Annotated in this window: 22 protein-coding genes and 2 tRNA genes; 15 read left to right on the top strand and 9 right to left on the bottom strand. The window is 61.5% G+C overall.

Annotated features, from left to right (window positions below; all coding sequences use genetic code 11):
* From cobU to AC07OF_RS13055, 8 genes are all read left to right on the top strand, one after another.
* The gene (cobU, locus tag AC07OF_RS13090) at positions 1 to 522 is read left to right on the top strand and encodes a bifunctional adenosylcobinamide kinase/adenosylcobinamide-phosphate guanylyltransferase (RefSeq protein WP_157191532.1); all 522 of its coding nucleotides are present in this window, start codon (positions 1 to 3) and stop codon (positions 520 to 522) included.
* Positions 519 to 1574, top strand: coding sequence for a nicotinate-nucleotide--dimethylbenzimidazole phosphoribosyltransferase (gene cobT, locus AC07OF_RS13085; protein ID WP_495072957.1), 1056 nt, complete (start codon positions 519 to 521; stop codon positions 1572 to 1574). Before cobU ends, cobT begins: the two co-directional genes overlap by 4 nt.
* Entirely contained in the window at positions 1571 to 2140 is a 570-nt protein-coding gene (gene cobC, locus AC07OF_RS13080) for an alpha-ribazole phosphatase family protein (protein WP_157191536.1), read from the top strand. The genes cobT and cobC overlap by 4 nt, the downstream gene beginning before the upstream one ends.
* A 1-nt stretch (position 2141) precedes the next feature.
* Complete coding sequence (locus tag AC07OF_RS13075) at positions 2142 to 2870, top strand: adenosylcobinamide-GDP ribazoletransferase (protein WP_157191538.1); 729 nt, start codon at positions 2142 to 2144, stop codon at positions 2868 to 2870.
* Positions 2871 to 3001: 131 nt separating this feature from the next.
* Positions 3002 to 3406 carry a MarR family winged helix-turn-helix transcriptional regulator gene (locus tag AC07OF_RS13070; RefSeq protein WP_038608162.1) on the top strand — a complete coding sequence of 135 codons (405 nt, stop codon included), beginning with the start codon at positions 3002 to 3004 and terminating at the stop codon, positions 3404 to 3406.
* A gap of 64 nt (positions 3407 to 3470) precedes the next feature.
* Entirely contained in the window at positions 3471 to 4673 is a 1203-nt protein-coding gene (locus AC07OF_RS13065) for an MFS transporter (protein ID WP_157191539.1), read from the top strand.
* The gene (locus tag AC07OF_RS13060) at positions 4670 to 4792 is read left to right on the top strand and encodes a hypothetical protein (RefSeq protein ID WP_257011861.1); all 123 of its coding nucleotides are present in this window, start codon (positions 4670 to 4672) and stop codon (positions 4790 to 4792) included. The genes AC07OF_RS13065 and AC07OF_RS13060 overlap by 4 nt, the downstream gene beginning before the upstream one ends.
* 43 nt (positions 4793 to 4835) lie before the next feature.
* On the top strand, positions 4836 to 5393 hold the full coding sequence (locus AC07OF_RS13055; protein ID WP_157191541.1) for a glutathione peroxidase: 558 nt from the start codon (positions 4836 to 4838) through the stop codon (positions 5391 to 5393).
* A 9-nt stretch (positions 5394 to 5402) separates the two neighbouring features.
* Here AC07OF_RS13055 and AC07OF_RS13050 read toward each other — a convergent pair whose 3' ends face one another.
* Complete coding sequence (locus AC07OF_RS13050) at positions 5403 to 5666, bottom strand: DUF2798 domain-containing protein (protein WP_157191543.1); 264 nt, start codon at positions 5664 to 5666, stop codon at positions 5403 to 5405.
* A 116-nt stretch (positions 5667 to 5782) separates the two neighbouring features.
* Here AC07OF_RS13050 and AC07OF_RS13045 point away from each other — a divergent pair, with 116 nt between their 5' ends.
* Positions 5783 to 6718 (top strand): LysR family transcriptional regulator, encoded by a 936-nt coding sequence (locus AC07OF_RS13045; RefSeq protein WP_157191545.1) that lies wholly within the window; start codon positions 5783 to 5785, stop codon positions 6716 to 6718.
* 41 nt (positions 6719 to 6759) lie between these two features.
* Here AC07OF_RS13045 and AC07OF_RS13040 read toward each other — a convergent pair whose 3' ends face one another.
* The 3 genes from AC07OF_RS13040 to AC07OF_RS13030 all read right to left on the bottom strand — a co-directional run bounded on the left by AC07OF_RS13040 (position 6760) and on the right by AC07OF_RS13030 (position 9279).
* On the bottom strand, positions 6760 to 8043 hold the full coding sequence (locus AC07OF_RS13040; protein WP_157191547.1) for an OmpP1/FadL family transporter: 1284 nt from the start codon (positions 8041 to 8043) through the stop codon (positions 6760 to 6762).
* A 146-nt stretch (positions 8044 to 8189) separates the two neighbouring features.
* Entirely contained in the window at positions 8190 to 8672 is a 483-nt protein-coding gene (locus AC07OF_RS13035; RefSeq protein ID WP_157191549.1) for a hypothetical protein, read from the bottom strand.
* Between the two features lie 382 nt (positions 8673 to 9054).
* Positions 9055 to 9279 carry a hypothetical protein gene (locus AC07OF_RS13030; RefSeq protein ID WP_038608173.1) on the bottom strand — a complete coding sequence of 75 codons (225 nt, stop codon included), beginning with the start codon at positions 9277 to 9279 and terminating at the stop codon, positions 9055 to 9057.
* A gap of 956 nt (positions 9280 to 10235) precedes the next feature.
* On the opposite strand from AC07OF_RS13030, the gene AC07OF_RS13025 reads away from it, so the two are divergent.
* On the top strand, positions 10236 to 10664 hold the full coding sequence (locus tag AC07OF_RS13025; protein ID WP_157191551.1) for a tetratricopeptide repeat protein: 429 nt from the start codon (positions 10236 to 10238) through the stop codon (positions 10662 to 10664).
* Positions 10665 to 10843: 179 nt separating this feature from the next.
* On the top strand, positions 10844 to 12232 hold the full coding sequence (locus tag AC07OF_RS13020) for a DNA recombination protein RmuC (RefSeq protein ID WP_167335140.1): 1389 nt from the start codon (positions 10844 to 10846) through the stop codon (positions 12230 to 12232).
* Here the strand turns inward: AC07OF_RS13020 and AC07OF_RS13015 are convergent.
* Both AC07OF_RS13015 and AC07OF_RS13010 read right to left on the bottom strand, forming a co-directional pair.
* Entirely contained in the window at positions 12204 to 15677 is a 3474-nt protein-coding gene (locus AC07OF_RS13015) for a hybrid sensor histidine kinase/response regulator (protein WP_038608177.1), read from the bottom strand. The two genes, AC07OF_RS13020 and AC07OF_RS13015, sit on opposite strands and share 29 nt — an antisense overlap.
* Positions 15678 to 15871: 194 nt before the next feature.
* Positions 15872 to 17041, bottom strand: a complete 1170-nt coding sequence (locus AC07OF_RS13010) for an MFS transporter (protein ID WP_495072956.1) — start codon at positions 17039 to 17041, stop codon at positions 15872 to 15874.
* Positions 17042 to 17227: 186 nt separating this feature from the next.
* Here AC07OF_RS13010 and AC07OF_RS13005 point away from each other — a divergent pair, with 186 nt between their 5' ends.
* Positions 17228 to 18373, top strand: a complete 1146-nt coding sequence (locus tag AC07OF_RS13005; protein ID WP_038608181.1) for a TDT family transporter — start codon at positions 17228 to 17230, stop codon at positions 18371 to 18373.
* A 79-nt stretch (positions 18374 to 18452) separates the two neighbouring features.
* Positions 18453 to 20327 carry an MFS transporter gene (locus tag AC07OF_RS13000; RefSeq protein WP_157191558.1) on the top strand — a complete coding sequence of 625 codons (1875 nt, stop codon included), beginning with the start codon at positions 18453 to 18455 and terminating at the stop codon, positions 20325 to 20327.
* Between the two features lie 15 nt (positions 20328 to 20342).
* Here the strand turns inward: AC07OF_RS13000 and sugE are convergent, their stop codons facing one another.
* The 3 genes from sugE to rdgC all read right to left on the bottom strand — a co-directional run bounded on the left by sugE (position 20343) and on the right by rdgC (position 22498).
* Positions 20343 to 20660, bottom strand: coding sequence for a quaternary ammonium compound efflux SMR transporter SugE (sugE, locus tag AC07OF_RS12995; RefSeq protein ID WP_157191559.1), 318 nt, complete (start codon positions 20658 to 20660; stop codon positions 20343 to 20345).
* Between the two features lie 163 nt (positions 20661 to 20823).
* Positions 20824 to 21303: a hypothetical protein gene (locus AC07OF_RS12990; protein ID WP_157191561.1), complete on the bottom strand. Its 480-nt coding sequence runs from the start codon at positions 21301 to 21303 to the stop codon at positions 20824 to 20826.
* Positions 21304 to 21577: 274 nt separating this feature from the next.
* The gene (rdgC, locus tag AC07OF_RS12985) at positions 21578 to 22498 is read right to left on the bottom strand and encodes a recombination-associated protein RdgC (protein ID WP_157191563.1); all 921 of its coding nucleotides are present in this window, start codon (positions 22496 to 22498) and stop codon (positions 21578 to 21580) included.
* A gap of 160 nt (positions 22499 to 22658) precedes the next feature.
* Here rdgC and AC07OF_RS12980 point away from each other — a divergent pair.
* Positions 22659 to 22734: transfer RNA gene (locus AC07OF_RS12980), tRNA-Val, on the top strand.
* Positions 22735 to 22750: 16 nt separating this feature from the next.
* A tRNA-Asp gene (locus tag AC07OF_RS12975) sits at positions 22751 to 22827 on the top strand.
* Positions 22828 to 22928 lie beyond the last annotated feature (101 nt).

Raw genomic sequence — 22928 nt, 5'->3', positions numbered from 1 at the left:
ATGCTCAACCTGATCCTCGGGGGTGCCCGTTCCGGCAAGAGCCGTCTGGCTGAACAACTGGCCGAGCGCAGCGGCTTGTCGGTCACCTACATCGCCACCAGCGAACCGCTGGATGGTGAAATGAATGCCCGGGTGCAACTGCACCGTGAGCGCCGGCCCTCCAGCTGGGGGCTGATCGAAGAGCCGCTGGCCCTGGCCGATGTCCTGCGTGCCAACGCCAGCGTCGAGCGCTGCCTGCTGGTCGACTGCCTGACCCTGTGGCTGACCAACCTGCTGATGCTGGACGATCCCGAGCGTCTGCTGGCCGAGCGCACGGCGCTGCTCGATTGTCTGGCCGGGTTGCCGGGTGAAATTATTCTGGTCAGCAACGAGAGCGGTCTTGGCGTTGTGCCGCTGGGCGAGCTGACCCGCCGCTATGTCGATGAAGCCGGCTGGCTGCACCAGGCGATTGCCGAGCGTTGCCAACGTGTGGTGCTCACTGTCGCCGGTCTACCCCTTACCCTGAAAGGAACTGCACCATGAGTCACAACTGGTGGCTTGATGCCTGCCGCGCCGTTGACCAGGCTGCCTGCGACCAGGCCCTGGCGCGTCAACAGCAATTGACCAAGCCGGCCGGCTCGCTGGGGCGGCTGGAACGGATCGCGGTGCAACTCGCTGGCTTGCAGGGGCAGCTCAAGCCGCGCCTGGACCAGGTGAGCATCGCGATCTTCGCCGGTGATCACGGGGTAGTCGCCGAAGGTATTTCCGCCTATCCCCAGGCGGTGACCGGGCAGATGCTGCAGAATTTTGTTGGCGGTGGCGCAGCGATCAGCGTGCTGGCGCGTCAGCTCAATGCGCAGCTGGAGGTGGTGGACCTGGGCACCATCGACCTGCACTTGAGCCTGCCGGGTGTGCGTCACCTGCGGGTGGGGGCGGGCACGGCGAACTTTGCCAAGGCCCCGGCAATGACCCGGGAGCAGGGCATGCAAGCGCTGCAAGGTGGTCGTGAAAGTGCCTTGCGTGCAGCGGCCGGCGGTGCCCAGCTGTTCATTGGCGGTGAGATGGGCATCGGCAATACCACTGCAGCCAGTGCCCTGGCTTGTGCCTTGCTCGGTTGTCCGGCGATCGAGCTCAGCGGTCCGGGTACCGGCCTGGATGCCGCTGGCGTTCGTCACAAGGCCGAGGTGATCGAGCGCGCCTTGGCGCTCCATAAGGGTCTGGCGGATGATCCGTTGCAGCAGCTGTTTTGCTTCGGTGGCTTTGAAATCGCCGCGTTGGTGGGTGCCTATCTGGGCTGCGCCCAGGTCGGTATTACCGTGCTGATCGATGGCTTTATCTGTACCGTTGCCGCGTTGGTCGCGGTGCGGATCAATCCGGATTGTCGTGACTGGCTGCTGTTTGGTCACTGCGGCGCCGAGCCCGGGCACCGTCGGGTGCTGGCCGAGCTGGATGCCGAGCCGGTGCTGGAGCTTGGTTTGCGTCTGGGCGAGGGCAGTGGTGCGGCGCTGGCGGTCCCCGTATTGCGTCTGGCCTGCGATCTGCACGGGCAGATGGCGACTTTCGCCGAAGCTGCGGTGGCGGACCGTCCGGCATGATTATCGACTTGCTGCGCCATGGTGAAACCGAGCTGGGCGGCGGCCTGCGCGGTAGCCTCGACGATGCCCTGACCGCCAAGGGCTGGGCACAGATGCAGGCCGCAGTGGACGCAGCCCGGCCCTGGCAGGTTCTGGTCAGCTCACCCTTGCAGCGCTGTGCCCGTTTTGCCTATGCGCTGGGTGAGCAAATGTGCTTGCCGGTGCAGTTGGCGCCCGGGTTGCAGGAGCTGCATTTCGGTGAGTGGGAAGGGCGCAGTGCCGCTGACCTGATGCTCACCCATGAGCAGCAACTGGGGCAGTTCTGGGCCGATCCCTATGCGTTCACCCCGCCTGGCGGTGAACCGGTGCTCGACTTCTCGCAGCGGGTACTGGCCGCCATTGCCCAATTGCACTGGGAGCATGCTGGCAAGCACCTGTTGCTGGTCACCCACGGCGGTGTGATGCGTTTGTTGCTGGCGCGGGCCAGGGGCCTGCCTCGCGAGCAGTTACTGCAGGTCGAAGTCGGTCATGGCGCCTTGTGCCGCCTTGAGGTGCTGGCTGACGGCAGTCTGCGGGAAGTGCACTGAGATGCTCGCGTTCTGGATTGCCTTGCAGTTTCTCAGCAGCCTGCCGGTGCGTTTGCCGGGGATGCCGACACCTGAGCAATTGGGCCGCTCGCTGCTGTTCTATCCGCTGGTGGGGCTGTTGTTTGGCGTACTGCTGTGGGGCTTGAATACCTTGCTCGACGGCAGTCCGTTGCTGCTGCACACCGCCTTGTTGCTTAGTGCCTGGGTTCTGCTCAGTGGCGGTCTGCACCTGGATGGCCTGGCCGACAGTGCCGATGCCTGGCTGGGCGGCTTCGGCGACCGCGAACGCACCCTGGAAATCATGAAAGACCCGCGCAGTGGGCCGATTGCCGTGGTGACGCTGCTACTGGTGCTGCTGCTCAAGTTCTGCGCGTTGCTGGTGCTGGTGGAGCGAGGGCAGGGCCTGTTGTTGATAGTAGCGCCGTTGCTGGGCCGGGCTGCTTTGCTCGGGCTGTTTTTGTCCACGCCCTATGTGCGGGCCGGGGGATTGGGGCAGGCCTTGGCCGATCATGTGCCATGGCGTAGCGGGGTATGGGTGCTGCTTGCCAGTTCCGTCCTGTGTTTGTGTCTGACGGGGCTGCAAGGGTTGTACGTTCTGGCTGTCGCGGGTGTAGCTTTTTTCTGGCTCCGTCGACTGATGATTCAGCGGTTGGGCGGGACCACCGGTGACACTGCCGGTGCGCTACTGGAATTGCTGGAGTTGGCGGTTTTGCTCAGTTTGGCGCTGTAGTTCCTGGCCATTCGGGGCGCCCATTCCCTGGGCAGCCACAGCCGAGTTCGAGCCGATTCGAAAGCGCCTGCAGCCGTAGCTTGATCAGGAAATGCTTGCGCCGAGAAATGTGCGGGTATATACACGTATCCATGTTGACCAGTGAATGCATCTGCACCCACCTGCGTCGTGCTGCCCGTGGGGTCAGCCGGCACTATGACGAAGCCCTTGAAGGCTTCGGGATCAATGTCGCGCAGTTTTCCCTGTTGCGGCATTTGCGTCGCCTCGACCAGCCGAGTATCTCGACCCTGGCCGAAGCCATGGGCCTGGATCGCAGTACCTTGGGGCGAAACCTGCGGGTGCTGGAAGCCGAAGGGCTGGTGGCGCTGGCTGAAGGCCGCGACCTGCGCAACCGCTTGGTGCTGCTGACCGAGCAGGGCCATGAGCGTTTGCAGGCTGCCGAGCCTGCCTGGGAAAAAGCCCAGGCAAGTCTGATCGATACCCTGGGTGAAGGACAGCGTGATGAACTGGTACGTCTGTTAGAGATACTGGCTTGAGGCTTTTTTGACTTAAAGCGGGTATATACCCGCATAACCTTGCGGCGCTGCGGAGAGAACAATAATGACATCGGTATGGCGGACCAGTGGTTGGATTCTCCTGGGAGCGGCGTTGATCCTGGCGCTCTCGCTGGGTGTGCGGCATGGCTTCGGCCTGTTCCTGGCGCCGATGAGCGCGGAATTTGGCTGGGGGCGTGAAGTGTTCGCCTTCGCCATTGCCTTGCAGAACCTGATCTGGGGCCTGGCGCAGCCCTTCGCCGGGGCCTTGGCCGATCGCCTGGGTGCGGCAAAAGTGGTGATGGTCGGCGGTATCCTCTATGCAGTAGGCCTGGTGCTGATGGGGATGTCGGATTCGGCGCTGACCCTGTCTTTGAGCGCTGGCCTGCTGATCGGTATTGGTCTTTCCGGCACTTCGTTCTCGGTGATCCTTGGCGTGGTCGGTCGTGCCGTACCGGCTGAAAAGCGCAGCATGGCCATGGGTATTGCCAGTGCCGCAGGCTCCTTCGGCCAGTTCGCCATGCTCCCGGGTACGCTCGGCCTGATTGGCTGGCTGGGCTGGTCGGCAGCGTTGCTGGTGCTGGGCCTGCTGGTGGCGTTCATCGTGCCGCTGGTGGGCTTGCTGAAGGATCGTCCGCTGCCCAGCCAGGGGGGCGAGCAGAGCCTGGGCCAGGCGCTGCGTGAGGCCTGCTCGCACTCCGGTTTCTGGTTGCTGGCGCTGGGCTTTTTTGTCTGTGGTTTCCAGGTGGTGTTCATCGGCGTGCACCTGCCGGCCTATCTGGTTGACCAGCACCTGCCGGCAACCATCGGCACCACGGTGCTGGCGCTGGTGGGCTTGTTCAATATCGTCGGTACCTACACCGCCGGCTGGCTGGGCGGGCGGATGTCCAAGCCGCGCTTGCTGACCGCGCTGTATCTGTTGCGCGCGGTGGTCATCGTGTTGTTCCTGTGGGCGCCGGTCACTCAGTTCAGTGCCTACCTGTTCGGCATCGCCATGGGCTTGCTGTGGCTGTCGACGGTGCCGCTGACCAATGGCACGGTGGCGACCCTGTTCGGTGTGCGCAATCTGTCGATGCTCGGCGGTATTGTCTTCCTGTTCCACCAACTGGGAGCGTTCCTCGGTGGCTGGCTGGGTGGCGTGGTGTACGACCAGACCGGTAATTACGATCTGGTCTGGCAGATCTCGATCCTGCTCAGCCTGTTGGCGGCGGCGCTCAACTGGCCGGTGCGCGAACGTCCTGTGGCGCGCCTGCAGGCGCAAGCGGCATGAACCGCTTTGCCCTGCGCGGGCTGCTGGCCCTGGTCGCGTTACTGCTGCTGGCCCTGATCTGGTGGGGCTGGCATGAGGGTGGTCTGGCGTTGATGCAGTTGGGCATGGGCGTGTGCTAAGCGTATTCTGCAGGCTATAGGCGGGCTCAAAGGAGAGACGACGATGCGTACACGCTGGATCCTGGTTCCACTATTCACCCTGATGGCTGCGGCGTCAGCGCAGGCCGCAGACTGTCCGGCGCTGCTTGAAAAGCAGGGCAGCCTGCCGGAACTGCGCGGTAAGGAGCAGGTCGACCTGTGTGAGCGTTTTGCCGGTAAGCCGCTGGTGGTGGTCAACACCGCCAGCTACTGTGGCTTCGCCCCGCAGTTCGAGGGGCTTGAACGCGTCTACAAGACCTATCATGGGCAAGGCCTGGAAATGCTCGGGGTGCCGTCCAACGACTTCAAGCAGGAAGACGCCGACATCGAGAAGACCGCCAAGGTCTGCTACGCCAATTATGGCGTCACCTTCACCATGACCAAGCCGCAGCCGGTGCGTGGCAGCGATGCGACACCGTTGTTCAAGGAACTGGCCGAGCAGAGCAGTGCACCGAAGTGGAATTTCTATAAGTACGTGGTCGATCGCCAGGGCAAGGTGATCGCCAGCTTCTCCAGCCTGACCAAGCCGGATGATCCCGAGTTCACCGCTGCTATCGAGAAGGCCATCGCTTCGCAGCCGTAACCTGCGGTTTCAGTGGCCAGGGTGAACGGTCCAGGCCACCAGCTTGAGTACGATCGGGCGTACCACCAAGACGCAGGCAAACGCGACCGGCATGGCCAGTTGATAGGCCTTGAGCACCTTGCTCAGGTAGTGCGCATCGACGCCGGCGGTGGCGGCGGTGATCACGAAGCACATCAGCAAGGCCATGATCGCCGACATATAGAAGGCGAACACGTAAGGGGTGGCGCGGGCACCAAGTTTGCGGCGGCTACGGGTGGCGTTGCGGGTTGTCATGCGGACTCCTTGTGTGACGTGGAGGGCGCATCCTAGCAAGCGCAACAGCGCCTCAGGTAGACGGGTTCGGCTTAGGTCTTTATAAAGAGAACCTTACGAATCTCGGACTGATCCGCATGAATCTGCTCGGCTCTATCAAGAGCTTCATCAAGGTTGTCGAAGCCGGGAGCATTGCCGGTGGCGCCAGAACCCTGGGTTTGAGTGCAGCGGCGGTCAGCCAGAACATTGCACGCCTGGAGGCGCACCTCGAGGTCCGGCTGTTATCGCGGACCACTCGGAGCATGGCCTTGACGCCCAGTGGCACGCTTTACTACGAGAAGGTCAAACACATTGAGCGTGACCTTGAGCAGGCGCATCTGGCAGTCACCACGCCAGACTGCGAGCCCAAGGGGCGTTTGTGTATCGCCTCGTCTTCGGCATTCGGCCGTCATGTGCTGGCGCCATTGATTCCGGGTTTCAGTGCGCGTTATCCGCAGCTTTCGATTGAACTGGTTACGAATGATCGACGCGTCAACCATGCCCAGGAAGGTGTCGACGTCAGCATCCGAATCAAGCCGCAGCTGGATGATGGCTTGCTGGCGCGGCGCATTGCCCGGGTGCCGTTCATTTGCTGTGCCTCACCGGACTATCTGGCTCAGGCCGGCTGGCCAGGTGCGCCGGAGCAGCTCAAGGAGCATCGTTGCCTGGTGTTTCGCTACCCGGTGGACGGGCGCTTTCTGCGCTGGGGGTTCGTTCGCGACGGCCTGCGCTTTGATGCCGAGTTCGCTGATGTGTTGATCAGCGACGACATCGATGTGCTGACCCAGATGGCCGTCAATCATGGCGGTATCGCACGCCTGGCCGAGTTCGTCGCTCGTCCCTATATCGAGCGCGGGCAACTGGTGGCGTTGTTCGAATACTCACAGCCCAGCCAGGCGTATGCCCAGACCGAGCCAATGGATATCTATCTGTGTGTGGCCGACCGTTTTGCCATGACGCCCAAGGTGCGGGTTTTCATGGACTATCTGCAGGCATGTCTGGGCAGTGCCTGGCCGGCTGGCGAACGAGAATGAAAAAAACCGCCCGAAGGCGGTTTTTTTACAGCAGGATGAAATCAGAAGCGGTAGGTGAGGGAAGCACCGAGACCGTGAGCGCTGTTTTCATACTTGGCGCTGTAGGAGCCTTTGAAGTGAGCAGGGTCGGTCGGCGAGGTGCGCTGATTGACCTTGACGTCTTCTTCCATCAGGTAGGAGTAGGCCACGTCGATGGTCATGTCATCGTTCGGGCTCCAGCCAGCGCCCAGGCTGAACACCGTGCGGTCGCCAGTCGGGATGCGCGGCGAGCGGTTGGCATTGTTGGTTGGCGCCTGGTCGACACTGAAGCCGGCACGCAGGGTCCATTCCTTGTTCAGCTTGTAGGCTGCACCGATGGCGTGAGCCCAGGTGTCATGCCAGTTCTGCTCTTCGCTGATCTGGCCAAGGGCTGGTGCCAATGCGCCCGGGACGCCCTCGTTGTTGACGGTGATGGCTTCCAGACGGCTCCAGCGGGTCCAGGTGCTACCGGCATACAGCGTCCAGTCGGCATTCAGCTCGTGGGTAACCGAGAAGTCGACCGATTCCGGGGTCTTGATTTTCAACGTGGCGTCGAACTTGCTGCCGCTGAACGGGCCGAAGCCGGAGCCGGAAATCTTGGTGTCGCCTTCGAGTTTGTAATCGACCATCGAGTGGTAGGTCAGGCCGACGCGGGTGCTGTCAGTTGCCTGTACCAGAATACCGATGTTGTAACCGATGGCGGTGTCGTCACCGGAGATCTTCACTTTGCCGTCATCGCGGCCCGGCGAGCGGCGGTTCAGCGCAGCAGATTCCAGGGTGCCGTCGATGCGGTTGATGGTCGGGCCGAAACCGATCGAAACCTTGTCGTTGAAGGCATAGCTGATGGTTGGCTGCAGGGTGACGATCTGGACTTCGCTTTTGCTGCCGAAGTAACGGCCGGCAAAGCCGCTTTCATAGTCGGTGACCAGGCCGAACGGTACATACATACCGATACCGAAAGCCCAGTGTTCATCGATTGGCTTGACGTAGAAGCCCATTGGAACGCCGACGGTTGGAACCATGTCGCCGTCATTGCTGCCGCCAAAGGTGCCACGACCGTCCTTGATGTCGGTTTTGGCAAAAATGGCTGCGCCACCCACGGTGACCTGCTCGCGTTTCAGGCGCGACATACCGGCAGGGTTGCCGAATACGGTGCTGGCATCATCGGCAGAAGAAGAACGACCCGCGAAACCTGTGCCCATGCCGCTGATGCTCTGTTCGTTGAGGGCAAAGCCGCTGGCGAACAATTGAGTCGAGGCGAGTGTGACGGCGAGGCCGAGAGAGGTTTTGAGCATTACTTTTTTCATTATTAGAACTCCTTGGGATCTCCGGGGCGAAAACTACCAACATTTCGCCCGCAGCGCTATAGGCTGTATCGCAGGAGATAGAGCGGTTTTGTAGGACAATCCGACCAGATTGGTGGGAGTTTTCCGAATATGGAGTTCAGTGACTATCAGCAGGCTTCAAGAGTCACAGGCGCGATGCAGGTTTGCCAGGCGCAGGTGAAATCGCGCAGGCGTCCCTGGGGCTGGAAGGTCTGGCGCCAGATGCGTGCCAGGCCGAGTAGATCGTCGGCAGCGGGGAGTTGGGGGGCTTGTTCTTCAATGAGCATCCAGGCGATGGCGGTGGCGTAGCGCAGGTTGACCGTCAGTTCCAGGTGCGGGCCGCTGAGGAACGCATGCTGGCTGGCCAGGCCGCGGACCAGGCTGGCCAGTTCCGGGTCGCGGGCCAGAAACTGGTCCCAGATGCTTTGGTGGCGAAGTTCGCCGATACGGTAGAGGCCGTGGCCGCGGCGATCATGCAGGGCTGAGCCGAGTGCGGACTGGCTGGCGGCAATGCCTAGTAATAGAGCTTCAGCGCTTGGGCTGTGACGGCCCAGGTAGATCAGAGTCGGGCGGATGACAAACTGGCTCAACTCGCTCGCGGCGATACCCATAATGCCCTCGAACTTGAATTTGGCCGGCGGACGCTGGAGCTTGGCAGCTGGAGAGTCGGTCAGGCCCGCCGGAAGCGGCCTATGCCGCTTGAGTTGAAGTGTAGTGTCATATTCGCGGTGTAAAGGTCTGTTTTTAAAACATTTGCGGCTTTTGGTTATAAATCATATGCCGTGGAGTGATTAGCGCCGGGCCCGTTCAGAGCAACTGTCTTCCACGGGTTAGGCTGTGGGAGCCGGCCTTGCCGGCGATGGGGCGGTCCGCGTTTGGCGCATATAGCACCCCTGGCCCGGCTATACCGGGCATCGCCAGCAAGGCTGGCTCCCACACGCATAAAAAAGCCCCGCGAGAGGGCGGGGCTTGAGCTGTTGCAGCGTAGCGGGGTCAGGCAACCAGGGCCTGACGGGTGCGCTCGATGACCGCTTGCAGCGGTTCGGACTGGCTGTACTGCTCGGGGTACAGGCGCTCGCTGTGACGGGCAATGCCGTGCTCGTTGACCAGGGTGAAGCTGAAGCCGCCTTTGCGCGACGCCAGGATCAGGCAGTTCAATGGGGCAAATGCCTGGGAAAGGGTGCGAATCGCAGCCTGAGTATGGATAGAGTGAGTCATAGTTATTAGATGTTCCTGCAATAGACACGGTTTCGATCCGTGCACACTTAAAACGTTCCAGTAACGCCGGGATTTAGTCTGGGCGAAGAACCTGACTGGAACAGGGCAGCCAGTTTTGGGCGCATTTATCATGTGGCGCTGGGGCTGACTGGTAGGTACGTCAGAGGGCAGGCAACACACCGGGTCGAGGTTCTATGCCACGGGGTGAAGATCCTGATCAATCTGCAGGTTGGTTCGGTCAGAGTAAGAAGTGATTTACCTGGGAACCATCAAGTGGGCCGGTCCTTGTTTCAACAGGCGCTGGTCCAAGGTGGGCAGGGCGCTGTAAGGACTGCTTTGGCCAGAATTGACTTTCAGCTTGGTACTAACGGTCGCAAGACTACAGCAATGGCCGGGTCTTGACAAGGGTTGATGGCTTTTCATCAGAGGAGCCGATCAGTATCTCGCGTTTTTTGCCATCTGTGAAGACCTGGCAAAAGGACGCAGAGGCAGGGAACGTGCCAAATTCGTGCAGCGAACTGCCTTCCTTTGGGGCGGTTGTGCACACTTGGCGCAATTGATGTTACAGCGCTGTAACAGCACCTGATGGGCCCGCCAATGACTTGACCGTAAGCTTAAGTCAATGAAAAAAAACACTTATTTTAGCTGGTGAAAAAATCGACAGTTTGAGCGAAAGCCCCATTTCATGGGGGTTTGCGGGGTCCTGGAGGGGGTTGTCCACCGAGTTATCCACAGCTTCTGTGGATTGTCCCGAGCGCTTGCTCTAGGACGGGCGTGCCAGCTTTTTCCGATGTGTCCGACAATCAGCGCGTGGACTTCTGTCAGAAGAAAATTCCGCAACCGGCGTCAATAAATAAACACAGAAATATTTTGAAAAAAGTATCGAAAGGGCTCGGGCCATTGTCGGAAAAATGGAGTAGAGTGGCGCGCCTCTCGAGTTGCCTTCGCTGTTGGTTATGAAGTTTCGCGCCAGAATCCCCGCCATTTCGTCCGCTCCACCGCCCTTGCCCGAGCCCCAGCGCTTCACCTTGAAGGTCGCTTTGTGGCTGCTCGACAATCCGCGTCTGGGTGACAACCCCAACGTCAAGCACTTTGCCGGGCGCTTGCTCAAGCAACCTGCACGTCAGGGCGTGGTGGTTGCGCAAAGCCGTCTGGGGCAAATGCTCTGTCGTGATTGCGGCAATGCCCGCGATCGGCGTATCGGCCACGACCTGCTGCGCCAGGCCGCGCGTGCCGGGGACCGGCGTGCCCAGCTCGAATACGGCCGCTTGTGTGCTCAGGCGCAGATCAATGAACCCGAGCAAGCGCGTTACTGGCTGGAGCTGGCGGCGTCCCAAGGCTCTCAGGAAGCCCGGCGTTTGCTCAAACAGCTGCCAGACGCTTGACTGCAGTACAGCGGCAAGGCTGATAAGCTCAGCCGTTGATTTCAGCTGGGGGTATTCGGGTGGTAATGGCGTTGGATCTGACCAGCATCGTGCTGGGTATCATGGTGGCCGCAGTGCCGTGCCTGGGATGGGTGTTTGCCCAGCAACGGCGACAGGCCGCCCGTGAGGCGCAGGCGGCCTTGTTCGAGGAGCGTCTGGGCAGTGCGCAGATGGCCCAGGAAGGCTTGCTCGCCCAGCTCGACGCCAGTCGCGACGAAATCAGTGACCTGAGCCAGGCCAATGCGGCCAAGCAGGCGACGCTGGCGGCGCAGGCCCGTGAGCTGGAGCTGCTGCAGATCGACCGTGACAACGCCCGTGACGCTGCCCATGCCTGGCAGATCGAACGCAGCGCCCGTGAGGCCGAATTACGCCGTCTGGATGCCCACAGCGCGGCCCTGAGCGCCGAGCTGCGTGAACAGCAGGAAAGCCACCAGCAGCGTCTTGACGATCTCCAGGGCTCTCGGGATGAGCTGCGTGCCCAGTTCGCGGAAATGGCGACCAAGATCTTCGACGAGCGTGAGCAACGCTTCGCCCAGACCAGTCAGCAGCACCTGGGGCAATTGCTCGACCCGCTCAAGGAGCGCATCCAGGCGTTCGAGAAGCGGGTTGAAGACAGCTACCAGCAGGAAGCCCGCGAGCGCTTCTCCCTGGCCAAGGAGCTGGAGCGCCTGCAGCAGCTCAACCTGCGCCTGAGCGATGAGGCCACCAACCTGACCCAGGCGCTGAAGGGTCAGAAGACCCAGGGTAACTGGGGCGAGCTGATCCTCGAGCGGGTGCTGGAGCACGCAGGGCTGGAAAAGGGCCGCGAATACCAGACCCAGGTCAGCCTCAAAAGTGCTGACGGCGAACGCTTCCAGCCGGATGTGCTGATCATGTTGCCGGGTGACAAGCAGGTGGTGGTCGACTCCAAGGTCAGCCTGACCGCTTATCAACAGTATGTTGCCGCTGACGACAGCGAGATTGCCCAGGCGGCGCTCAAGCAGCACGTGCTGTCGTTGCGCAACCATGTCAAAGGATTGTCCGGCAAGGATTACAACCGCCTGGAAGGCTTGCACAGCCTGGATTTCGTCCTGCTCTTCGTGCCGATCGAGGCGGCGTTTTCCGCAGCGCTGCAGGCTGAGCCGAACCTGTTCCAGGAAGCCTTCGACCGGCAGATCGTTATCGTCAGCCCAACCACCTTGCTGGCGACCCTGAGGGTGATCGACAGCCTGTGGAAGCAGGAACGCCAGAGCCAGAATGCCCGGGAAATCGCCGAGCGTGCGGGCTGGCTGTACGACAAGTTCGTGTTGTTCATCCAGGACCTGGACGAACTGGGCAATCGCCTGCAGCAGGTGGATAAAGCCTACAGCGCCGCGCGCAACAAGCTCTGCGAAGGTCGCGGCAATCTGATCAGCCGTAGCGAACAGCTCAAGTTGCTCGGTGCCCGCGCCAGCAAGAGCCTGCCGGCCGACTTGCTGGAACGGGCCATGAGCGAAGGCGACCCGCTGGCCGCCAGCGCGCTTACTGGACCAGGCTCAGATGCCGATTGAGCAGGGCGCGCAAGGCCGCCGGCTTGACCGGCTTGGCCAGGTAGTCGAGGCCGGCGGCATGCACCTGGCCGACCGTCTCGCTGCGCCCATCGGCACTGATCACCACGCCAGGCACCGGTTCGCCCAGGCGCGTGCGTAGCCAGGCCATCAGTTCGGTACCGGTTTCGCCGTCGTCCAGGTGGTAGTCGACCAATGCCAGGTGCGGACGCATGCCCTTGTTCAACAGGGCATCGCACTCCTCACGGTTGCGCGCGGTCCAGACCTGGCAACCCCAGCGGCTGAGCAGGCTGTTCATGCCGACCAGAATGCTGTCTTCGTTGTCGACGCACAGTACCTGCATCCCCGCCAGTGGCTGCCCGGCTTGCTCGGCCGGGGTGACGACGGCCACAGCCGGCGTCGTGGCCAGAGGCACGCTGACGCGGAACACGCTGCCTTTGCCGGGCCAGGAGCGCACTTCCAGGGAATGGCCGAGCACCCGGCACAGGCCGTCGGCGATCGCCAGGCCCAGGCCCAGGCCTTTTTCGGCGCGGGTTTGATGGCTGTCCAGGCGTTTGAACTCTTCGAAGATCACTTGCAGCTTGTCGTCGGCAATGCCCGGGCCACGGTCCCAGACTTCCAGCCACAGCTTGCCGTTGTTGCGGCGTACGCCCAGAAGGATCGGGCTCTTGCCGTAACGGAAGGCGTTGGTCAGGAAGTTCTGCAGGATCCGCCGCAGCAGTTTCATGTCGCTGTGCACCCGTAGGCGGCTGCCGCGCAGGCGGAAATCCAGGCCCTGTTGCTGGGCCAGCACCTTGAATTCGGCGCCTAGGGTGTCGAACAGCTCGTTGAGGGCGAAGGGTTTCGGGTCGGGCGTGATCTTGCCGTTTTCCAGGCGCGAGATATCGAGCAGGTCGCTGATCAGCTCCTCGGCCGAACGCAGTGAGCTGTCCATGTGCTGGACCAGTTGCTGGGCGTCTGCCGACAGTCCGTCGCCCTGGTGGGAGAGGGCGGCAGAGAACAGCCGGGCAGCGTTCAGCGGCTGCATCAGGTCGTGGCTGACGGCCGCCAGGAAGCGGGTCTTGGACTGGTTGGCGGCTTCGGCGTGGCTTTTCGCTTCGGTCAGCGCCTGGTTCAGTTGCGAGAGCTCCTGGGTTCGTTCGGCGACCCGTTGTTCAAGGCCTTCGTTGGAGTCCTTGAGGGCTTGTTCGGCTTCGCGGAACGGGGTGATGTCGGTAAAACTCATGACGAAACCGCCGCCAGGCATCGGGTTACCGATCAGTTCGATGACCCGGCCGTTGGGGAACAGCCGTTCGGAGGTATGCGCACGGCCCTGGCGCATCCAGTGCAGGCGGCGGGCCACATGCACCTGGGCTTCGCCGGGGCCGCACAGGCCGCGTTCGGCGTTGTAGCGGATGATGTCGGCGATCGGCCGGCCGACGCTGATCAGGCCGTCGGGATAGTTGAACAGTTCCAGATAGCGGCGGTTCCAGGCCACCAGCAGCAGGTTCTGGTCGACCACGCTGATGCCCTGGCTGATGTTCTCGATCGCGCCTTGCAGCAGGGCGCGGTTGAACTGCAGTACTTCCGAGGCTTCGTCGGCGATGCGCACCACGTCCTCAAGCTGCATGTCGCGGCCTTCGATGGCCGCCTTGACCACGGCACGGGTCGACGAGGTGCCGAGCACACCGGCCAGCAGGCGCTCGGTGTGCTCGATCCAGTCGCCGTCGGCGTTCTGGTTGGGGTTGAAGCCCTTGCCCTGGCGGTAGGCGAAGCGGATGAAGCTCTGCCGCGCGCGTTCTTCACCGACAAAGCGTGCCGCCAGTTCAAGCAAGTCGGCGATTTGCACGGCCAGCAAGGAGCGGCTGTTGGGGCGGGCGCTGGTTTGCTGGCCGATGAAGCGGCCGGCCTGCCAGTGCTCGGACACGCGGGTGCGCGAAAGGATCGAGACCCAGGCGAAGAGGGTGAAGTTGCCCGCCAGCGACAGCACAACGCCCTGGGTCAGCGGGGTGATCGGCAGGTTCAGCGGGTTGCCGTGCAGCCAGGCCAATCCTGGGAACAGCTCCAGCGACCAGCCCACACTGTGGGCGGCAATAGGCAGGACCAGGGTGTAGAACCAGAGGAATATCCCCGCCGCAAGACCTGCGAATACCCCGCGACGGTTGGCCTGTTTCCAGTACAGGGCGCCGAGCATGGCCGGTGCCAGTTGTGTCACCGCGGCAAAGGCAACCTGGCCGATGGTCGCCAGGCTTGCGGTAGAACCCAGCAGCCGATAGCTGACATAGGCCAGCAGGAGGATGACGACGATTGTCACCCGGCGTACCGAGAGCATCCAGTGGCGAAACACTTCGAAGGGGCGTTCGGCGTTGTTGCGGCGCAGCAACCAGGGCAACAGCATGTCGTTGGAGACCATGGTCGACAGCGCCACTGCTTCGACGATCACCATGCCGGTGGCGGCCGAGGCGCCGCCGATGAACGCCAGCAATGCCAGTGCCGGATGCGCTTCGGCCAGCGGCAGGCTGATGACGTAAGAGTCGGGAATCACACCTGGCAGCAACATTTGTCCGGCCAGGGCAATCGGCACCACGAACAGCGCGGCGAGGATCAGGTAAGTCGGGAATACCCAGCGGGCCAGGCGCAGATCCTGTGGCTCGATGTTCTCGACCACGGTGACATGGAACTGCCGTGGCAGGCAGATGATCGCCATCATCGCCACGCCGGTCTGGACGATCATTGACGGCCAATTGATGGTCTCGTTCCAGAAGCCTTCCAGGCGCGGGGCCAGTTGTGCCTTGCTGAACAGGTCGTCGAAGCCGTTGAACAGGCCGAAGGTGACAAAGGCGCCGACGGCAAGAAACGCCAGGAGTTTGACCAGCGATTCGAAGGCAATCGCCAGGACCATACCGCGGTGGTGTTCGGTGACATCCAGGCTGCGGGTACCGAAAACGATGGAAAACAACGCCAGCACCAGTGACACCACCAGCGCGGTGTCCTGCACGCGGCTGCCGGTGGCGTCGGCACTGGCGCCGATCAACAGGTTGACGCCGAGCACGATGCCTTTGAGCTGCAAGGCGATATACGGCAGGACGCCGACCAGGCAGATCAGCGCCACCACCACTGCCAGGGACTGGGATTTACCGTAGCGGGCGGCGATGAAGTCGGCGATCGAGGTGATGTTTTCCTGCTTGCTGATCAGCACCATCTTCTGCAGCACCCAGGGCGCGAACAGCAGCAACAGCACCGGCCCAAGGTAGATCGGCAGGAACGCCCAGAGCTGTTCGGCCGCCTGACCGACGGCGCCAAAGAAGGTCCAGCTGGTGCAGTACACCGCCAGCGACAGGCTGTACACCCAGGCACGCAGGCGCGGTGGCAGCGGCGTTTTGCGGCGGTCGCCATAAAATGCGATAGCGAACATGATGGCCATATAGGCCAGGGCGACCACGGCGATCAGCCCACTGGACAGCGACATGACTACTCCGAAACAAAAACAGCCGTCAGTGTAACGGCGAACCTCGATCAATCAGTCTGGCACGCCGCTGGCGCTTCGTCAGCGCCGACCATGGTAGCAGTGGCAGAGCGTCGCAGGTCAGGGGGGCGGTTGTCAGGCAATCGCGGGGCAAGCCCGCTCCCACCGGTGGGAGCGGGCTTGCCCCGCGAAAGAGGTCAGCGCCGAGCCCCCAGGTAATAAAACAGCGCCGCCAGCAGCACCGAGCCAATCAATAGATAGAAGGTGGCCACCGGCACCAGATGGGCGAGGGCAAAACCGCAGATCACCGGCCCCAGCGCTGCGCCGAGGTTGGACAGGTTCTGCGCGCCGTAATACACCCCGCGCAGATGCTCGGGGGCGATGCTGTCGATGAACATGTACTCGGCCGGGATGACGATGATCTCGCCGAGGGTGAACACCAGCATCGCCAGGCACCAGACCAGCAGCGACTGGGCCAGGGAGAATCCCAGCAGGCCAGCCAGGAACAGCGCCATGCCGGCCAGCAACCAGGGCATCAGCTGGCGGCTGTTGATGCGCCGCCCGATCACATACTGCAAGGCGATGACAGTGATGGCGTTGGTGGCGACCAGGTAACTGATATACCGCGCAGCCTCGCTGGCATTGGTGGTCACTACCAGGTACTGCGACAGGTAAGCGGTGAACTGACCGAAGACCACGGCACTGAGCGCGCCGCCGAGGGTGAAGCAGACCAACCGGCGATCCTTGAGCAGTTGTCCGCCGACACTGAGAAAACCGGCCGGCGGGCTGCCGTCCAGTTGCGCCCGCGCCGAGCGCTCGCCCCAGCGCCGGTAGCACAGGCACATGGCCAGCCCCAACGCCGCCGAAACCAGAAAGGGCAGGTGATTGTCGAGCATGATCAGCGCCACACCGACAAAGGGACCGACGGCGTAGGCGACGTTGCTCAAGGTGTACTTGATCGAGAACACCTCGGAGCGTAGCGGTAGCAGGGCACAAAACCCGGCCTTGGCGGCAATGTCGACCACCGCCAGCGCCAGGTTGATCACCACCAGGCTGGTGAAGAACAGGCTCAGTTCGCGGCTGACGATGGCGGTAACGAAGGCGATGGCAAAGACCAGGGTGGAGACGATGATCACCGTGTAACTGCGCAGCGTATCGATCAGGTAGCCGCCGTACAGGCTCAGCAGCGAGGCGACGATCAGCGCGCCACCAATCATCAGGCCGATGCCACTGACATCCAAGGCGAAGTTTTCCGCGAGGTAGACCACCAGGTAGGGCAGGGTGATCGCCCGCGCCAGGGTCAAGACAAAAGTGGTGGTCAGCAGCAGGCGCACCTGCGGGTTGTAGCGTCTTACGGCTTCGAGCATGGCACGTCCTTGTTGTTATTGCGTTGGGGCCGTCAGCGGCCAAGCATACGCCTGGGCGGGAAGGGGTGGATAGATCTGGATCCATATCTATGAAATAGATAACAGATAGAGAAAATACACGTTATATGGATATTCTTTGCGAGCATAAGATGGTCTCACGTCACCGGACTACAGGAGACTCCGACCATGCCATGCCTGCAACAGACCGCTTCACCCCTGCGCCCGTTGAGCCATCTGGCTCACCCGCGTGAAGTCATCCGTCAGTTCACCCCCAACTGGTTCGCCGCGACCATGGGCACCGGGGTCTTGGCCCTGGCCCTGATGCAGATCGGCATCGACAGCCTGCATGGAACGGCAGAAGCCTTGTGGTGGCTGACCATTGCCCTGTTCATCCTGTTCAGCGTGTTGTATGCCGCGCGCTGGCTGATGTTCTTCGATGAAGCGCGGCAGATTTTTGCCCACTCCACGGTGTCGATGTTCTTCGGCACCATCCCCATGGGGCTGGCCACCATCCTCAACGGTTGCTTGCTGTTTGGCGTCAATCGCTGGGGTGAAGGCATCGTGCCCTGGGTCGAGGCCATGTGGTGGTTCGATGTGGGGCTGGCGTTGCTCTGCGGCGTGGCCATTCCTTACCTGATGTTCACCCGCCAGGAGCACAGTATCGATCAGATGACCGCGGTGTGGCTGTTGCCGGTGGTTGCCGCTGAGGTGGCTGCGGCCAGTGGCGGGCAACTGGCGCCGCACCTGGTCGATGCCCACAGCCAATTTCTGGTGCTGATTACCAGCTATGTGTTGTGGGCGGTTTCGCTGCCGGTGGCGTTCAGCATCCTGACCATCCTCATGCTGCGTATGGCCCTGCATAAGCTGCCCCACGCCAACATGGCCGCTTCCAGCTGGCTGGCGCTGGGGCCGATCGGCACTGGTGCCTTGGGCATGTTGCTGCTGGGCGCCGACGCACCGGCGATCTTCGCTGCCAACGGCTTCGGCGACCTGGGTGAAATTGCCCGCGGCCTGGGTCTGGTTGCCGGGATTGTGTTGTGGGGCGCCGGCTTGTGGTGGTTGCTCACTGCCGTGCTGATCACCCTGCGCTACATGCGCCACGGCATGCCGTTCAACCTGGGCTGGTGGGGCTTCACCTTTCCGCTGGGGGTCTACACCCTGGCCACCCTCAAGCTCGGTGCCTGGCTGGGGTTGGCTTTCTTCCAGCACATGGGCCTGGTGCTGGTGGTGGCGCTGGCCGGCCTGTGGATGATGGTCGCCAGTCTCACCCTGCGCGGGGCCTGGCGCGGTGAACTGTTCGTCTCGCCATGCATTGCCGGGTTACACAAGTAGATTGCATTTACCTGAGTGATTGTGGCTTTGTCCGCTCTGCGTGCCTCCAATGACAAAGCCCCACTCAGGTACACGGACGATGAGTCAAGCCTCGCAGTTCAGCCTTCTCGGCAAACGACGGTTCCTGCCGTTCTTCATTACCCAGTCGCTGGGAGCGTTCAACGACAACCTGTTCAAGCAGTCGTTGATCCTGGCGATTCTCTACAAACTGGCCATCGACGGTGACCGCTCGATCTGGATCAACCTCTGCGCCTTACTGTTCATTCTGCCGTTCTTCCTGTTTTCCGCACTGGCCGGACAGTTCGGTGAGAAGTACCCCAAGGATGCGCTGATCCGCCTGATCAAGCTGGCCGAAATCGGCATCATGGCCATCGGCGCCATCGGCTTTCTGAGCAACCACCTGGCGCTGATGCTGCTGGCACTGTTTGCCATGGGCACCCATTCGGCGCTGTTCGGCCCGGTCAAGTACTCGATCCTGCCCCAGGCCCTGCATGAGCAGGAGCTGGTCGGCGGTAACGGCCTGGTCGAGATGGGCACCTTCCTGGCCATTCTGGCCGGTACCATCGGCGCCGGGGTGATGATGTCCAGCACCCACTATGCGCCGGTGGTGGCCTGTGCGGTGGTTCTGGTGGCTGCGCTGGGTTACCTGTCCAGCCAGTGGATTCCGCGGGCGAGTGCGGCGTCGCCGCAGATGAAACTGGAGTGGAACATCTTCACTCAGTCGTGGGCGACCTTGCGCCTGGGGCTGGGCCAGACTCCGGCCGTGTCGCGTTCGATTGTCGGCAACTCCTGGTTCTGGTTCGTCGGCGCCATTTATCTCACGCAGATTCCGGCCTATGCCAAGGATTGGCTGCACGGCGACGAGACCGTAGTCACACTGGTGCTGACCTTGTTTTCGGTGGGCATCGCCCTGGGCTCGCTGCTGTGTGAGCGCCTTAGCGGTCACAAGGTGGAGATCGGCCTGGTGCCGTTCGGCTCGTTCGGCCTGACCCTGTTCGGTTTGCTCTGGTGGTGGCACTCTGGGGATGTTCCGCCCGCGGCGACGCCGCATGACTGGCTGGCGTTGCTGGGCATGTCCGAAGCCTGGTGGGTGTTGCTGGCAATTGTCGGCCTCGGCGTTTTCGGCGGCTTTTATATCGTGCCGCTGTATGCGCTGATCCAGTCGCGTACGCCTGAGCAAGAACGTTCGCGGGTGATTGCCGCCAACAACATTCTCAACGCGCTGTTCATGGTGGTGTCGGCGATTGTCACCATCGTGCTGTTGACCCTGGTTGAGCTGACCATCCCGCAGTTGTTCCTGGTGGTGTCGCTGCTGAACATCGGCGTCAACGCCTACATCTTCAGGATCGTGCCCGAGTTCACCATGCGCTTCATGATCTGGCTGCTCAGCCACTCCATGTACCGGGTCGAGCACCGCGACCTGCAGCAGATTCCGGAGGAGGGCGCGGCGTTACTGGTGTGTAACCATGTGTCGTTCGTCGATGCCCTGCTGATTGGCGGAGCGGTGCGTCGGCCGATTCGCTTTGTCATGTACTACAAGATCTACCAGTTGCCGGTGCTCAACTTCGTCTTCCGCACTGCTGGCGCCATTCCCATCGCCGGACGCAATGAAGACCCCGAGACCTATGAACGGGCATTCAAGCAGATTGCTGCCTACCTGGCCGATGGCGAGCTGGTGTGCATCTTCCCCGAGGGCAAGCTGACCACCGACGGTGAGATCGATGAGTTCAAGGGCGGCCTGAGCCGGATCATCGAGCAGACCCCGGTGCCGGTGATTCCCCTGGCGTTGCAGGGGTTGTGGGGGAGTTTCTTCAGTCGCGACCCGGCCAAGGGCTTCTTTCGCCGTTTGTGGTCGCGGGTAACCCTGGTGGCCGGATCCGCCATCCCGGTAGAGGCGGCGCAACCGGCGTTGTTGCGTGAGCGGGTCAGCCAGTTGCGTGGCAACCTGCGCTGACCGCACAGGGCAAGGTCAGCTGGCGCTGACCTTGAGGCCGATCAGGCCGGTGACGATCAACGCGACGCTGGCCAGGCGCACCAGCGCCATGGATTCGCCGAACAGGATGATACCGGCGATCACCGTACCAACGGCGCCGACACCGGTCCAGATCGCATAGGCGGTGCCCAGCGGCAGCTCCTTCATGGCCAGGCCCAGCAGGCCGAGGCTGATCGCCATGGCGGCGACGGTCAGGACAGTGGGCAAGGGGCGGGTGAAACCGTCGGTGTATTTGAGGCCGACAGCCCAGCCTACTTCGAACAGGCCGGCGAAAAACAGGATGATCCAGGACATGCAGCATCTCTAGCAGTGGATGGGGCCGTCCCCGAAACGTTCACGCAGTGCGTCGTGAGGCCGTCCTCACCGTGGGCAGTATGGTGCCCATGTTGAATTATCGGGGCAAGCTGGGAGGTCACAAGTCCTGGATCAGCCTTCGTCACGCAGGGAGCTGATGCGATCAAAAATGATAGACACCCACTTTATGGATGCGCACTAAAAACTTGCTGTCAGCACCACCCTTCAAAACCACACAGTGTTCGCCCTGAGCAGTCCACTTTCTGCCACCTCTTGTAGAGACCGATATATGTGCTTCGGGTGTAGATCTAGGAATCAGCTCCTCGCCATCCAGTCGGGTAACCCGCCAATGCTTTGCCGATTTGGAGTAGAAGCCTAAATAATCATTGTTGCTGATATCTAATGTGCTGCCGTTTTTGCTGCCGCCTTTGGTGTATTCCTTGATGATGTATATAGCTTCGCCGTTTTCCTCATAGCAGCCAAACCACAGAGTGGTTGGTAGCACGGGATGGCCTTTGATCTGGGCATCCAGAATTTGCAGCCAGCCACCGTCGTTGATCCGCACAGGGCGGCGTATACCACCGTCCTCCAGGTACACGTCGGCGGTAAATGATTTTGACGTGTCAAGTTTTGAATCATCCATCGTATTTCTCCTGATTGTTGCTGAGTGCTTAAGCCGGGTCGGGTCTTGTTACGCTGTCAAAGTAATCAGCTGCTGTATTGCAATACAGGCTGAAGTCTTTCCAGCGAGCACGCGGCATCGCTCCCGGCTTGTAATGAACCAAGCGAGATGGCGATGAGGGAGGAGAAAGGTTTGATGCTGCCGATTTTGTGGTTTGCGAGTTTGCCGGTTTTATCGCGGGGCCAGCCCGCTCCCACAGGTTATTTGCAGGAGCGGGCTGGCCTTGCGATCAGGCTCAGACCCCTTGCGGAATCTCTTCGCCACCCAGTGCTTCGAACAGCGCCGGCAGGAACTCGCCGAAGGTCAGCATCATCAGGGTAAAGCTGGCATCGAGTTGGCCCAGGGCTTCGTCGCCGCCGTCTTCTTCGGCCTGGTCCTGCAGCAGTTCTTCGAAACGCAGGCGCTTGATGACCATCTTGTCGTCGAGCACGAACGACAGTTTGTCCTGCCAGGCCAGCGACAGCTGGGTCACGACCTTGCCGGTGCCCAGGTGCAACTGGATCTCGTCGCTGGTCAGGTCCTGGCGTTTGCAGCGCACGATGCCGCCGTCTTCATGGGTGTCACGCAGTTCGCATTCGTCCAGTACATAGAAGTCAGGCGCGGCTTGCTGGGTCTTGACCCAGTCGGTCATGGTCGCGCTCGGGGCGATCTTCACGGTCACCGGACGTACCGGCAACGAACCCATCACTTCCCGCAGGGTCGAGAGCAGGTCTTCGGCGCGTTTGGCACTGGCCGAGTTGACCAGGATCAGGCCCTGCTTGGGGGCGATGGCAGCGAAGATCATCGAGCGACGGATAAAGGCGCGCGGCAGGAACGCCTGGATGATCTCGTCCTTGATCTGATCGCGCTCCTTCTTATAGACCTTGCGCATCTGTTCGGCTTCGATCTCGTCGATCTTCTCTTTAACGGCATCACGCACCACGCTACCGGGCAGGATGCGTTCTTCTTTACGGGCGGCGACCAGCAGGAAGTCACCGCTGACGTGAACCAAAGGTGCATCTTCACCTTTGCCGAACGGCGCGACGAAACCGTAAGTGGTCAACTCCTGGCTGGCGCAAGGGCGCGCCGGCTTGCTGGCCAGAGCGGTTTCCAGTGCTTCGGGATCGAACGGGACATCCTGGGTCAGGCGATAGGTCAGCAGGTTTTTGAACCACATGGGGTGAATCTCTCCTCAACACATAAGGAGGGCATTATTCTCCGAGCGGACGCTTAAGGCCAAGTCCGCTAAGTCTTTGGAACGCCTGAAAAATTTTTTTAAAAAAGTGCTTGCCAGAGTGTTCGGTGCTCCGTAGAATGCGCGCCACACCGAGACGAAAGGGTGATTAGCTCAGCCGGGAGAGCATCTGCCTTACAAGCAGAGGGTCGGCGGTTCGATCCCGTCATCACCCACCACTTCTCAGTGTATCGCGCAGCGGTAGTTCAGTCGGTTAGAATACCGGCCTGTCACGCCGGGGGTCGCGGGTTCGAGTCCCGTCCGCTGCGCCATATTTAGCTTCCAGGGCCCACTGAACACCCGGAAGCAACAAAGAAAGCGACCTTAGGGTCGCTTTTTTTGTTTCTGGATTTCGCCCAGAATTCACCAGCAC

The organism is Pseudomonas sp. GW821-FHT10B02 (genome assembly GCF_059415665.1).
The sequence above is the reverse complement of the archived record's forward strand: the minus strand, read 5'-3'. Positions and strand labels throughout refer to the sequence as shown.